We start from the raw sequence: 13,866 nt of genomic DNA, 5'->3' as shown, positions 1-13,866 counted from the left end.
CACAGTCACAGGCAGAATCGTCTTTGGTGATAGGATTTTTGCTTCACTGCGAACGCATTCTTACGGGCAGTGCAGCGGATGCACGGACCTGCTGAATAATTAGGATGATTTTATTATACGGCCATTTAAAGTTCCATCCCATCGATTTCACTTACATTTATCTTGCAGATTTGTAAGGTTTCCCAAACATTTTTAGTAAAATTAGCGATTCACCGAAAAATTTCTTATTTTTTTAAGTTTTTTTATGTATTTTAGACATATTTGTTATATAATGATATTATAAAAACTTATTTGTGACAGGACATACGTCCGCGCCGGGTGAAACTCCTCCGCACCCCTGCACAGTCAAATGTCCTCACAGGGAAAGGAAGGGAATTATATTATGGAACAACTGCTTTATCTTGTCCCTGTTATAGGGATACTGGGACTTCTCTTCGCCTTCTTTCTAACCTGCACCATAAAAAAACAGCAGGCCGGAAATGACAGGATGAAGGAGATCGCCTCCTATATTCATGAGGGGGCACAGGCTTTTTTGATGGCTGAGTACCGGATACTGGTTATTTTCGTTGTGGTATTTTTCCTGATACTGGGGATTGCACTGAAAAGCTGGATGACAGCCGCCGCTTTTCTTATGGGGGCACTTTTCTCCTCCATATCCGGTTACTGCGGCATGCAGGTAGCCACAAAAGCCAATGTGCGCACAGCCGGTGCGGCAAAGGAATCCGGCATGAAACAGGCACTCTCCATTGCTTTTTCAGGTGGTTCTGTGATGGGAATGTGTGTGACCGGCCTGGGACTTCTGGGCGTCAGCCTGGTATATCTTGTGACAAAGGATGCAGGCATTATCTCCGGTTTTGGCCTGGGAGCCTCCTCCATCGCCCTCTTTGCCCGTGTGGGCGGCGGTATCTATACAAAAGCCGCGGATGTGGGTGCTGACCTGGTGGGAAAGGTGGAGGCCGGGATTCCCGAGGATGATCCCAGAAATCCGGCTGTTATTGCCGATAATGTAGGGGATAATGTAGGAGATGTGGCAGGTATGGGTGCCGATCTGTTTGAATCCTATGTAGGTTCTCTGGTGTCAGCCATCACGCTGGGTCTTATTTATTTTAAAGGCTCCGGCGCGGTGTTCCCGCTGGTACTGGCAGGCGTGGGGATCCTGGCCTCCATGGCCGGAACCTTCCTGGTAAAAGCCAGCAGCAGTGCGGACCCGGGTAAGGCGCTGAAAGTGGGGACCTATGGCTCCAGTGTGGTGGTTTTGGCCCTTTCCCTTGTGTTAAGCCATATGTTCTTTGGTGATTTTAAAGCGGCTATTGCCATTATCAGCGGACTTGTTGTGGGACTGCTGATCGGTATCATGACAGAATACTATACTTCCGGTGATTATAAACCGGTGCAGAAAATTGCAGCCCAGTCTGAGACAGGAGCAGCGACTACTATCATCAGCGGCCTGTCTGTAGGAATGCGTTCCACCATGCTTCCCATTCTTTTTATTGCAGTGGGCATACTGGCTGCTTATCATTTCAGCGGATTGTACGGCATCGCCCTCTCAGCGGTAGGGATGCTTTCCACTGCAGGTATTACCATTGCCATTGATGCTTACGGACCGATTGCAGATAATGCAGGTGGTATCGCGGAGATGGCAGGACTGGACGAATCTGTGCGGAATATTACGGATAAGCTGGATTCTGTGGGTAATACCACGGCTGCCATGGGCAAGGGTTTTGCCATAGGCTCCGCAGCACTCACCGCTCTGGCCCTGTTTGTCTCTTACGCGGAAGCGGTAAATCTGGATACCATTGATATTTTGAACCCGCAGGTCATTGTCGGATTGTTTATCGGCGGTATGCTGCCGTTTTTGTTCTCCGCCCTGACTATGGATTCAGTTTCCAAGGCGGCGAATAAGATGATCGAGGAAGTACGCAGGCAGTTTAAGACAATCCCCGGCATTATGGAAGGGACAGGGAAGCCGGATTATTCTTCCTGTGTGCAGATATCCACACAGGCGGCTTTGAGAGAAATGATGGTTCCCGGCATTATGGCTGTGGCGGCTCCGCTGCTTGTGGGACTGGTCCTTGGGCCGGCAGCACTGGGCGGGCTGTTGGCGGGAGCGCTGGTTACCGGTGTGTTAATGGCTGTATTTATGGCAAATTCCGGCGGAGCCTGGGATAATGCCAAGAAATTTATTGAAGAAGGCGCCCACGGGGGCAAGGGCAGCGAAGCCCATAAAGCAGCGGTTGTCGGTGATACGGTGGGCGATCCCTTTAAGGATACTTCCGGGCCTTCCATCAATATACTGATCAAATTGATGACCATTGTGGCGGTGGTATTTACACCCCTGTTCCTTTGATGTGATAAAAATAATAAAATACGGGCGGGCCGCTTTGGCGGTTCCGCCCTTTTTTGGTCTCTCACTCCAGAAAGCCGGTCATGCTTCCCTTTGGAAAGTCTATGAATACTTCACATCCTTCTCCCTCTCTGGAAGTGAGATAAATCCTGTGTCCCATTTTTTCACAGAGTTTTTTGCAGAGATAGAGACCTATACCTGTGGACTTTTTACCGGAACGGCCATTGGCTCCTGTAAATCCTTTTTCAAAAATACGGCCCTGATCCATAACAGGAATCCCCATCCCGTTGTCTCTCATACAGAGGATGACCTTTTCCTTTTCTGTAACTGCATACCACTCAATTTCCGTTCTGCCTTCTCTCCGGTACTTTATGCTGTTAGCCAGTATCTGATTCAGAATATAGGCCAGCCACTTGCTGTCAGAATACACAGATACGTCCAAATCATGGAGATCGATCTTGAATTTTCCTTTTATGAGAGCTTTCTTATTTTTTCGTATCACTTCACGGACCAATTCTTCCAGGTTCAGTTTTTTCAGAATGTAATCCTTTTCCACATAATTGCTCCTGGCATAAAAGAGGGCCTGTTCCGTGAAGTCATCTATTTTGTCAAATTCCTCCGTAAGGCTGTCACTATAGCTGTCCCTGTTGTTTTCAAGAATCATTTTCCCGGTGGCAATGGGAAGCTTTACTTCATGGACCCACAGTTCAATATATTCCTTGTAATCATCGCTCTTGCGCCTATACTCTCCCACACGCCAGTTCATGGATTCCATCATTTCCTGAAGTGTTTCATACAAGAATCTTCCCTCCAGAAAACCCGGGCTTTCAAGCAGCTCCGGAAGCAGGTATTTCTGGTCCAGATGTGCCAGATGATTCTCCACTGTTTTGTAAAAACTGCGCTTTCTCATGTAATCTGTACACCATACAACAAACCAGATACTGACAAATGCGCATCCCACCAGCAGCAGATAAAACCCGGGGATCATGACCAGCACCCCAAAAAGGAGGATCACGGTCAGCACCGCCAGCAGCAGGGTAAACTGCAGCCAGCGCTCTTTTAAATATTCTCTCAGACTCATTCCAACAGATACCCCTGCCCTCTCTTGGTGTGGATGACACCCTTCTGCCCAATGGATTCCAGTTTTGCCCTAAGCCTGGTAATGTTCACGGTCAGGGTATTGTCATCCACAAACAGTTCACTGTCCCAAAGGTCATTGATCATCACATCCCTGGACACGATCTTCCCCTTATTCTTAGCAAGGCAGTACAGGATCCTGCTCTCATTTTTCGTCAGGTCTGCCTCCTTCTCCCCAGCTTTTGCCACTCCCCGCGAAATATCCAGAATGAAGTCACCGCAGGATATCTCCTCTGACTCCTGCCGTGCTCCCTGGCTCCTCTTCAGCACTGCCTCCACGTGGGCCAGCAGGATCTGGGGATTAAAGGGCTTTGCTATAAAATCATCTGCCCCATAATTGAGACAGAGAAGTTCATTCATCTCTGTGTTCTGGCTGGTGATGATAAGAATGGGTATGGGGGAGCGCTTTCTGATCTCTTTGCAGATATATTTTCCGTCTGCCTCAGGCAGGGAGAGGTCCAAAAGCAGGATTTGGCCCCCTGCACTACAGATCGCTTCCACTGCATGTTTGTAGTCCGTGATCTCTTCTGTCTCATACCCGTGCATTTTGAAAAACAGTGCCAGTTCTGTGCGCAGCTTATCATCATCTTCCGTCAAAAGAACTTTCATTTCTATCCCTTCTTTCTGCAAACCTTATACAACGCTATACTAGAAAACCGGACACAGCCTCTGCCGTATCCGGTTCACTCTCAATTTTACATTAGGACTTATATGCTGCCTGTCATGATCCAATCAGCCAGTTGTACATTTCCTCATACTGGTTCGCAGAATTGGACCAGGAATAGTCCTTGGCCATTGCGCGGTCAATCAATTTGTTCCACTCGCGCTTCTTATCGTAGTATACAGACTCTGCATAGCGAATCATACTCAGCATCTCATTGGCATTGTAATTCGTAAAGCTGAAGCCTGTTCCTGTACTTTCAAATTCATTATATGGTTCTACTGTGTCTTTTAAACCGCCTGTCTCACGCACAATGGGAATGGTTCCGTAGCGAAGGCTCATCAGCTGGCTCAAGCCGCAGGGCTCAAACAGTGACGGCATCAGGAACGCATCACATGATGCATAGATTCTGTGAGACAATGCATTGTCATAGAAAATATTGGCGGACACCTTGCCTTGATATTTCCATGCAAAATGGCGGAACATATTCTCATATCGTTCTTCACCAGTTCCCAGCACTACAAGCTGGATCGCATCCTGGCACAGCTCATCCATTACATAAGCGATCAGATCAAGGCCCTTCTGGTCTGTCAGACGTGACACGATACCGATCATCATAGCCTTTGGATCCTGATTCAGACCCAGTTCGCTCTGCAGAGCTGTCTTGTTCTTTACTTTTTCTTTGCGGAATGTCTTCGCATTGTAATTCTTCGCAATCATACGGTCAGTTTCGGGGTTGTATTCATCATAGTCGATTCCATTTACGATACCGCGCAGGTCATGGGCGCGGGCGCGAAGCAGTCCGTCCAGTTTTTCTCCGTAAAATTCTGTCTTAATCTCTTCTGCATAGGTATTACTCACAGTTGTTATGGCATCCGCATACACCAGTCCGCCTTTTAAGAGGTTGCCATCCTTAAATGACTCCAGCTTGTCAGGGGTAAAATAATATGCCGGAAGTCCGGTCAGCTCTCGGATCGTCTTAATATCCCAGGTACCCTGAAACTTCAAATTATGTATGGTCATGATTGTCTTAATTCCCTGATAAAAGGTACCTTCCTGGAACCTGTCTTTTAAATAAACCGGTATCAGTCCTGTCTGCCAGTCATGGCAGTGGATCACATCGGGCCTGAAATCGATCACCGGAAGAATGGAAAGCGCGGCTTTTGAGAAAAACGCAAATTTCTCAATGTCAAAACGGATATCACCATATGGCTGGTATCCTGAAAAATAGTATTCGTTATCAATGAAATAGAACTGAACACCGTCATATTCCATCTGCATGATGCCCACATATTCTCTGCGGTAGCCTATGTCCATATAAAAATGTGTAACATACTGAAGCTGGTTCTTAAACTCTTCCTTCATGCACATGTATTTGGGGATAATCACCCGCACATCAAAATAATTTTTATCAAAGCACTTGGGCAGCGCGCCGACAACGTCAGCCAGCCCTCCTGTTTTAATAAACGGTACGGCCTCTGAAGCCACAAACAATATCTTCTTCACTGAAATACCCTCCTTCAGTCAGGCAACTTTACACAAACCTCCCAAGTCTGCTGCCATGCCTGCATATTTTAGACAGTATCTCAACCTGCCTATTATAATGATTATACCCTATTTTCAGTGCAATGAAAAGTGCTTTTTTGCGGCTGCTTTTTATTTCTTGTATTCTAATCTGATTTTATCTGCAATTAAGGCAATAAATTCTGAATTGGTCGGTTTGCCTTTTCCTGTGCTCACGGTATAGCCAAACAGCTCGTCTATGGTATCCATTTTCCCTCTGCTCCAGGCCACCTCAATGGCGTGGCGGATTGCCCGTTCTACGCGGCTGGGTGTTGTCTGGTGTTTTTTGGCTATGGTCGGATATAAGATCTTAGTAATGGAATTGAGCATTTCCATGTCATTGACAGAGAGGATAATTGCGTCTCTCAGGTACTGATAGCCCTTGATATGTGCCGGAACACCAATCTCATGGATGATGTTTGTCACATCTGCTTCCAGATTTCTCTCGAAATAAGTACCCTTATCCTCATATGCATTGACTTTGCGCAGTTCCTTCACTCTTGTGTCCCTGGACTGCCTGATGTGCTTGATGCGGGACAGCAGCATCTTGTTGTCAAACGGTTTCATAATATAATAATTTGCCCCCAGATTAAAGGCATCCTCTGTGATCTGTTCCTGCCCTACAGCGGATACTACTATAAAAGCGGGATGTTTTTTCAGGTTGCCGTCCCTTCCGACACGTTCCATCACGCTTAAACCGTCCACTTTCGGCATTATGATATCTAAAAGTACAACGTCAGGTTCTTTTTCTCTGATTATATCGTATATATCGGCGCCATTGTTGGCATGACCTACCAATTCCAGCTCTTTATCTTCATTGATGAGATTCCCCAGTAAATCCAACATTTTCTCATTATCATCTGCTATAGCGACATTTAACTTTTCCATAACTCGTCCTCCATGTCATGTTGCTCTTTTTCTTCAGTAAATGACGGGCGCCCTGTTGAATCGTCATTTCTGAAGACTACTTGTATTATATTATCAGTTGTTTTCATAATCAAGCTAAATCATCTTACAACTTTCACCGTATTGCGCCACATTCATCAATTTTTCGACATTCAACCTGATTTTGCAGATATTTTTTTGCCTAATCTTCCAGCATTTTTTCAATAAAAATGCCGTAGCCTTTGGTAGAATCCTGTACAAAAACATGTGTCACAGCGCCGATCAGTTTTCCGTTCTGAACAATGGGGCTTCCGCTCATGCCCTGAACGATCCCCCCGGTTGCTGCAAGCAGCTCCGGATCGGTCACCTGTATGGCAAAGGCTTTGTTTGTGTCCGCCTGGTCTCTGTAAATATCTGTTATATTTACCTGATATGCCTTTACCTCGCCTTCCAGATCTGCCAGAATCTGCGCCTCCCCGGTCTCTACCTCCTGTTTGTAGCCCACTTCCATGGAGGTCAGAGGAAGCTTATACATACATCCCTCACTGACAGAGCCGAATATGCCTTTTTCCGTATTGCTGTCAATGGTCCCTATCTTTTTGCTGTCATCATAGTCAATGTAACCTGAAAGTTCACCGGGATTACCTTTTGTCCCTTTTAATACAGATACGATCTGTGCCTGATACAGCTCCCCGCCGGAGATATCGAGAAGTTCCCCTGTATCCGTATCACTGATCCCATGGCCCAGCGCTCCATAACTGCCGTCCTCCTCCACATAAGTCATAGTCCCGATCCCCTGGGTATTGTCCCTCACCCAGATTCCCAGCTTATACTCCTGATCTTCTCCTAACACCGGATCAATGGAGATAGGAACTTCCTCCTCCCCGCGTCTTACAAGAAGCGTCACCGGTTTTCCGTCACAGTCGTGAATCTTGGAAATCAAATCTTTTTTGGAAGAAACAGCTTCCCCATCCACCTGCAGGATGTAATCCCCTGATTTGGCAATGTTAGCGGCCGGTTCACAGGGAATTCCGTCACTGCCTATGATTTCCCCTGTATCCACGATCAAAACGCCCTGTGTGTCCATATAAAGGCCTATGGGCATACCGCACACAGATACCCACTTATCCTCCACAGTCTCCACTTTCACATCCTTCAGCGGAACTACTCCAAGCAGGCTGCAGGGAATCCGGTAGGTGCCGCTGTCCGCCACGTTCAGGGTATCCGGATAAGTGACCAGAGGATTATCCAGCATTTTGCTGATCCCATCCTCATTTCCTGAACGGACATACAAGGTGTCCGGTATGGAGTCTTTAACCTCCTGATATCCCATTGTGCCGGCTGCAATAATATCTGCTATTAAGAATACGAAAAGAAGGCGCCGATAATTACGCTTTTTCGACAAAAAATCACATCCTTTCATAATTTTTTTAAAAAAGAAAAAAGGATACACTCTTGTGTACCCTTTTTAGTATGTGATGATTCATCTATTTCAATCTTGTATTTTTTTGTTGACGTGCCAAATCTTTCATTTCAGAAGCATTGGATAAAACGGCGTCCGTGATCCTGTCACCGCCCAGCATCCTTGCAAGTTCTCTAACGGACTCCTGCCTGCCCAGCTTCTGGATCCTGGTCCGTGTGCCCATATTTTCCACATTTTTTTCGATCAGAAAATGAAAATCCGCCTGGGCTGCGATCTGAGGCAGATGGGTGATGCACAATACCTGATGCTGCCTTCCGATGACCGCCATCTTTTCTGACACCTTCCAGGCTGTCCTGCCGCTGATCCCCGTGTCAATCTCATCGAAGATCAGAGTCTCCTTCTCGTCCTTGTCCGCCAGAATGGTCTTGATCGCAAGCATGATCCTGGAAAGCTCACCGCCGGATACCACCTTTGTCAGATCTTTCACCGGTTCCCCGGGATTGGTGGATATCATGAAGCAGATACGGTCCACACCGTTTTCTGTGAAGACTTCCTTTTTTGCAAAATCAATGTGAAATTCCACTTCCAGAAAATTCAGATCTTTCAGCCCCTGGGTTATCTTGCGTTCCAGCTTTTCTGCCCAGGTTTTTCTGGATCTTGTCAGAGCTTCGCTTTTCTTTGTGAGTGCCTCCGCTTTCCCGGACAGCTCATGTTTCAGCTGCTCCTTGTAATGTTCAAAGTTCCGGAGACGTTCCAGTTCTTTTTCTTTCTCTTCTTTATAAAGGAAAACATCAGAAATGGTCTTTCCGTATTTTGCCTTTAAATGATTCACCAAGTTCAGTCTCTCCTCAAGCTGTAAAAACTCTTCCTGGGAGAAAGAGAAATCATTTAGATAAGAGGACAGTTCCCTGTTAAAATCACTTAAAAGCGCATCCACATCACTTAATGAAGCGTACAGCCCGGAAAGATTTTCGTCAAATTCCGTAACCTGGGCAAGGCGCCGCACAGCTCTTCCGATCCTGTCCGCGCTTCCATCCCTCTCATATCCGGTCTGTTCATATATCTCATCCAGTGCTTCCGTGATCTTTTTACCGTTTATCAGGCGGCGGTACTCTGTCTCAAGAGCTTCATCCTCGCCTTCCTTTAACTGGGCATCCTCAATCTCACCAATCTCAAATGCAAGAAAATCCATCTCCCGCTTCCGCTGTTCCTCGTCAAGTTGGTAGGTGGAAAGTTCCTTTTTCATATCTGCATATTCTCTGTACAGCTTAGCTGTCTTTTCCCTGACCGGCCAAATATCCTCCCTGCCATAGGCATCCAGAATATCCATTTGTTTTTCCGGATATAATAAGGATTGGTGTTCATGCTGACCATGGATATCCAGCAGATATGAGGCAGCTTCTTTAACCACAGATACGGTACAGGTTTCTCCGTTGATCTTGCAGATACTTCTGCTCCCGGTGATTTTCCTGCTGATAATAATCTGCCCATCTTCAGGAAAAATATCCATGGCCTTCAAATGTGCCGCTGTTTTTTCATTGACCTCAAAAACCAGCTCCACAAAAGCAAATTCCGCGCCGTCCCGTATCATCTCTTTGGAAGCCTTCTGTCCCAATGCCAGATTGACGGAACCAATGAGGACCGATTTACCGGCGCCTGTCTCACCTGTGAGAATATTCAGGCCTTCTGCAAAATCCACTTCTATCTCGTCGATCAGCGCCAGATTTTTTACATGTAAATGTACCAGCATACTTTTTACCTTGTACTCTCTTCATAAGCATTGATTATTTTTTTGATCTTATCCATTAAAATGATCGTGTCATCTGTACTCCTGTTGATGCAGGCAATGGTATCATCCCCGGCAATACAGCCCACCACTTCGCTGTAATTCATATTGTCCAGGGCCGCGCCTGCAGCATTTGCCATACCGGAAACCGTTTTGATCACCAGAATATTTTGTGCCATCTCCATGGATACAAAAGCATCTTTGAGAACCCTTATGTATTTCTCGCTGTTCTGGCTGTCCCTGGGTCCCATGACCGTATACCTGGAGCCTCCGTCCGGCTTGGCGATCTTCATCAGCTTCAGTTCCCGGATATCACGTGATACGGTGGCCTGCGTTACCGCAAAGCCGGCCTCCTGCAGTTTTGCAGCCAGTTCTTCCTGTGTCTCAATATCATATTGGTTGATCAGATCAATGATCTTTGAATGTCTGGCAATCTTCATGGTTCCCTCCTTCTATAAAATTTCATTTGTTCCATATATTTGAACACTCTGCTGCTGTCAATCCATAGCCGTATAGACAGCGAAACATTTTATCAGTTCTTCATTTTCCGCCGCAGCACTTCCAGGAAACTGATATTGCTGATCTTTACGATCTGGGTATCACGGACCGAACGCCTGATCACGATCCTGTCCCCGGTTGTCATGATCACATTGGTATCCCCGTCAAAGGATGCCACCGCCCGTGCCATACCTTTCTGCCTGCCCTCACCGATCTCCACGGTTATCTCGTCATCCGCCGGGAAGATCACGCTTCTGGTGTTCAGGGTATGAGGCGCTACCGGCGTCATGATCAGAATATTGGTCTCCGGAGATACAATGGGTCCCCCTGCGGAAAGGCTGTATCCTGTGGACCCTGTTGCCGTGGAAATAATAATGCCGTCCGCTGTGTAGGAGTTTAAAAATTCCCCGTTTACAAAATTGTGAAACCGGGTGACACGCAGAGGGCCTTCTCTCCCGATCACAATATCATTGAGCGCCACGTCTTTAGCCACAAGCTCTCCCTCATGGAATACCCTGCCGCTTAACATCATCCGTTTTTCAATGGTATACTCATCAAACATCAGGTGGTTCAGGGCTGACTCAATATTGGAGTGGTCGATCTCAGCCAGATATCCCAGGGTTCCCAGATTAATACCCAGAAGAGGGATCTGCCTGTCCACCACGTCCCTGGCTGCATGGAGCAGTGTACCGTCCCCGCCCAAAACAATGACGCATTCCACCCCTTCCGGAATGGAAGAGGCATCTGTATAATGGTTATTGGCATCTCTTTCACAGGATTTCTCTGCCCCGATGGTGCACATTTTTCCCTTGCTCTTGAGATAAGCCTCCGCCTTTTTGGAAATTTTCAGTCCCTCGTCTTTTTCACAGTTGGCTATGATAAAAAATTTTTCCATTCGTCTATTTGTCCAGCTCTCTGTGCGCCTCGCTTACCACTGTGTGAACGTCCAGAGCGGCATCCTCTGCTGGCTCTTCTCCATCTTTTTTCTTTAAGTGCAAAAGGTACTCAATGTTGCCTTCCGGTCCTTTGATCGGCGAAAACTCCAGGTGCAGAGCAGCAAATCCGATACTTTTTGCATATTCCATGACTTTTTCGATCACTTCTTCATGCACCTTGGGGTCTCTGACCACACCTTTTTTGCCCACCTTTTCTCTTCCCGCCTCAAACTGGGGCTTGATCAGGCAGACAATCTCACCGCCTTCAAGCAGCAGCTCCCGGACCGGCAGCAGTACCTTGGTCAGGGAGATAAAGGATACATCTATGGAGGAAAAACCCGCGCGCTCCCCCAGGTCCTTTGGCACCACATAGCGGATATTGGTCCGTTCCATGCAGACCACCCGCTCATCATTTCTAAGCTTCCAGTCAAGCTGTCCGTGTCCCACGTCAATGGCGTAGACTTTCACAGCTCCGTTCTGAAGCATACAGTCCGTAAACCCTCCTGTGGAAGAACCTACGTCCATGCACACTTTGCCTTCCAGGGTCACGCCGAAACGCTCCATAGCCTTCTCCAGCTTCAGTCCGCCGCGGCTTACATACTTCAGCGTACTGCCCCTTACCTCCAGCTTTACGGTATCGGCAAACATGGAGCCTGCCTTATCTTCTTTCTGATTGTCCACATAGACATTGCCTGACATAATTATGGCCTTGGCCTTCTCTCTTGACGGTGCAAGCCCTTGTTTTACCAGCATCACATCCAGACGCTCTTTCATCCTTTGTATGCCTCCTTGATCTTCTTATATATGGACAGAGCATCAATACCCACTTCTTTTTTCAGCACATCCGGGCTGCCGTGGGAAATAAACGCATCCGGAACTGCCACAATCTCCACACGTACCTGAGGATGCCTCTCATGCATATAGGCCAGCACGGCGCTGCCGAAGCCTCCGGATCTTACATTTTCCTCCATGGTCACAAGCATCTTGTGGTCATCAGCCAGGCTGTCCAGCATTTTTGTATCCAGAGGTTTTACGAACCTGGCATTTACCAGTGTTGGATCTTTCTCTTCCTCTTTCAGCAAATGGTATACTTCCTCCGCAGTCTTTACCATACTCCCCACCGGAAGCAGTGCAATGTCCTTTCCCTTATAGATCATCTCACTCTTACCGTACACCATTGGTTCCCTGTACTCTTCCAGGCCGTCATAGGCCGCGCCCCGCGGATAGCGGACTGCAATGGGACCGTTGTGGCGCACCGCAAACTTCATCATATCGGAAAGCTCCCATTTATTTTTCGGAGCCATGACCGTCATGTTGGGAATCATAGACAGGTAGGATAAATCAAAGCATCCCTGATGGGTCTCCCCGTCACTTCCCACAATGCCTGCCCGGTCCACGGCAAATATCACATGCAGATTCTGGAGACAGACATCCTCGATCACCTGGTCCATGGCTCTTTGCAGAAAAGAGGAGTAGACTGCTACCACGGGGATCATCCCACCCAAGGCAAGACCTGCCGCAAAGGTCACGGCGTGTTCCTCCGCGATACCCACATCAAAAAAGCGATCCGGGAACATATTGCGGAACCGTTTCAGCCCTGTTCCGTCCGGCATGGCTGCTGTGACAGCTACCACCTTTTTTTCCCTGTCGCCGAATTTTCTCATGACTGTGGAAAAAATATCCGTGTAATTGGCCTTCCCGCTGTTAGCCAGGGGAATCCCATGTTCCAGGTCAAACGCGGCTGTTCCGTGAAATCTGGCCGGATGGCGCATGGCAGGTTCGTATCCCCTGCCCTTCTCTGTAAGCACATGGACCAGCACCGGGCCTTCCACCTTCCTGGCTTCATTGAGCACCTGGATCATACGGCCGCAGTCATGACCACTGATGGGTCCCAGGTATTTGATCCCCATGTCCTCAAAAAACATGCCCGGAATGATCAGTTGTTTGATACTGTCCTTTGTCTTGTGGATCCTATGCACCATGGCAGGTCCTATGCCGGGCACCTTGTTCAGCGTGCGCTTTACTTCCGTCTTCAGCCCTGTGTAGGAGTCTGCTGTGCGCAGATTACTCAGGTACTGGGAAATACCTCCCACATTTTCGGAAATGGACATTTTATTGTCATTGAGTACAATGATAAAATTCTTTTTTAACTGCGCTGCGTTGTTGAGGGCTTCATAAGCCAGACCGCCTGTCAGGGCACCGTCTCCTATGACGGAGACTACCCGGTAGTCCTCATTTGACAGATCCCGCGCGCTGACATACCCCACCCCCGCAGAAATGGAAGTGGAGCTGTGTCCTGTATCATAAGCGTCACATGAGCTCTCCGACCTTTTGGGGAATCCGCTCAGTCCGCCGAATTTTCTAAGTTCGTCAAAGCCTTCTTTCCGCCCGGTCAGGATCTTATGGGTATAGGACTGATGCCCCACATCCCAGATAATCTTATCTTTGGGCAAATCAAAGACATAGTGCAGAGCCATCGTCAGCTCCACAGCTCCCAGATTGGAAGCAAGATGCCCCCCTGTCCTGCTTAAATGCTCCAGCAGGAATTCCCTGATCTCCTGTGCAAGCTGCGGGAAATTCTCAGGGGGGATCCTCTTGATATCATTTTCTTTTTTTATCTGCTCTAACAGCATT

General features: G+C 47.6%; 11 protein-coding genes. 1 reads left to right on the top strand and 10 read right to left on the bottom strand.

The annotated features are described in order from the left end of the window. Positions 1 to 382 precede the first annotated feature (382 nt). Positions 383 to 2,347, top strand: a complete 1,965-nt coding sequence (locus CI595_RS06390; protein ID WP_095172474.1) for a sodium-translocating pyrophosphatase — start codon at positions 383 to 385, stop codon at positions 2,345 to 2,347. A gap of 61 nt (positions 2,348 to 2,408) precedes the next feature. On the opposite strand, the gene CI595_RS06385 is transcribed toward CI595_RS06390, so the two are convergent. From CI595_RS06385 to dxs, 10 genes are all read right to left on the bottom strand, one after another. Further along, the gene (locus CI595_RS06385) at positions 2,409 to 3,425 is read right to left on the bottom strand and encodes a sensor histidine kinase (protein WP_095172473.1); all 1,017 of its coding nucleotides are present in this window, start codon (positions 3,423 to 3,425) and stop codon (positions 2,409 to 2,411) included. Further along, the gene (locus CI595_RS06380) at positions 3,422 to 4,090 is read right to left on the bottom strand and encodes a response regulator transcription factor (protein WP_095172472.1); all 669 of its coding nucleotides are present in this window, start codon (positions 4,088 to 4,090) and stop codon (positions 3,422 to 3,424) included. The genes CI595_RS06385 and CI595_RS06380 overlap by 4 nt, the downstream gene beginning before the upstream one ends. Positions 4,091 to 4,202: 112 nt before the next feature. Beyond that, a complete protein-coding gene (glgA, locus tag CI595_RS06375; RefSeq protein WP_095172471.1) occupies positions 4,203 to 5,648 on the bottom strand; it encodes a glycogen synthase GlgA in 1,446 nt (481 codons plus the stop codon). 150 nt (positions 5,649 to 5,798) lie between these two features. Beyond that, positions 5,799 to 6,593 carry a sporulation transcription factor Spo0A gene (spo0A, locus tag CI595_RS06370; protein WP_033141185.1) on the bottom strand — a complete coding sequence of 265 codons (795 nt, stop codon included), beginning with the start codon at positions 6,591 to 6,593 and terminating at the stop codon, positions 5,799 to 5,801. 199 nt (positions 6,594 to 6,792) lie between these two features. Further along, positions 6,793 to 7,995: a SpoIVB peptidase gene (spoIVB, locus tag CI595_RS06365; RefSeq protein ID WP_243135116.1), complete on the bottom strand. Its 1,203-nt coding sequence runs from the start codon at positions 7,993 to 7,995 to the stop codon at positions 6,793 to 6,795. Positions 7,996 to 8,077: 82 nt separating this feature from the next. After that, on the bottom strand, positions 8,078 to 9,763 hold the full coding sequence (gene recN, locus CI595_RS06360) for a DNA repair protein RecN (RefSeq protein WP_095172469.1): 1,686 nt from the start codon (positions 9,761 to 9,763) through the stop codon (positions 8,078 to 8,080). A 5-nt stretch (positions 9,764 to 9,768) separates the two neighbouring features. Continuing rightward, on the bottom strand, positions 9,769 to 10,239 hold the full coding sequence (gene argR, locus CI595_RS06355; RefSeq protein ID WP_095172468.1) for an arginine repressor: 471 nt from the start codon (positions 10,237 to 10,239) through the stop codon (positions 9,769 to 9,771). A 92-nt stretch (positions 10,240 to 10,331) separates the two neighbouring features. Continuing rightward, positions 10,332 to 11,192: an NAD(+)/NADH kinase gene (locus CI595_RS06350; RefSeq protein WP_095172467.1), complete on the bottom strand. Its 861-nt coding sequence runs from the start codon at positions 11,190 to 11,192 to the stop codon at positions 10,332 to 10,334. 4 nt (positions 11,193 to 11,196) lie between these two features. Beyond that, entirely contained in the window at positions 11,197 to 12,006 is an 810-nt protein-coding gene (locus CI595_RS06345) for a TlyA family RNA methyltransferase (RefSeq protein ID WP_095172466.1), read from the bottom strand. Beyond that, positions 12,003 to 13,865 (bottom strand): 1-deoxy-D-xylulose-5-phosphate synthase, encoded by a 1,863-nt coding sequence (gene dxs / locus CI595_RS06340; RefSeq protein ID WP_095172465.1) that lies wholly within the window; start codon positions 13,863 to 13,865, stop codon positions 12,003 to 12,005. Before dxs ends, CI595_RS06345 begins: the two co-directional genes overlap by 4 nt. Position 13,866 lies beyond the last annotated feature (1 nt).

Origin of the sequence: Blautia hominis (assembly GCA_002270465.1) — a bacterium.
In the GTDB taxonomy this organism is placed as follows: Bacteria; Bacillota; Clostridia; order Lachnospirales; family Lachnospiraceae; genus Blautia; species Blautia hominis.
Note: the sequence above shows the minus strand (reverse complement) of the source record. Positions and strands in the feature narration are given on the sequence as shown.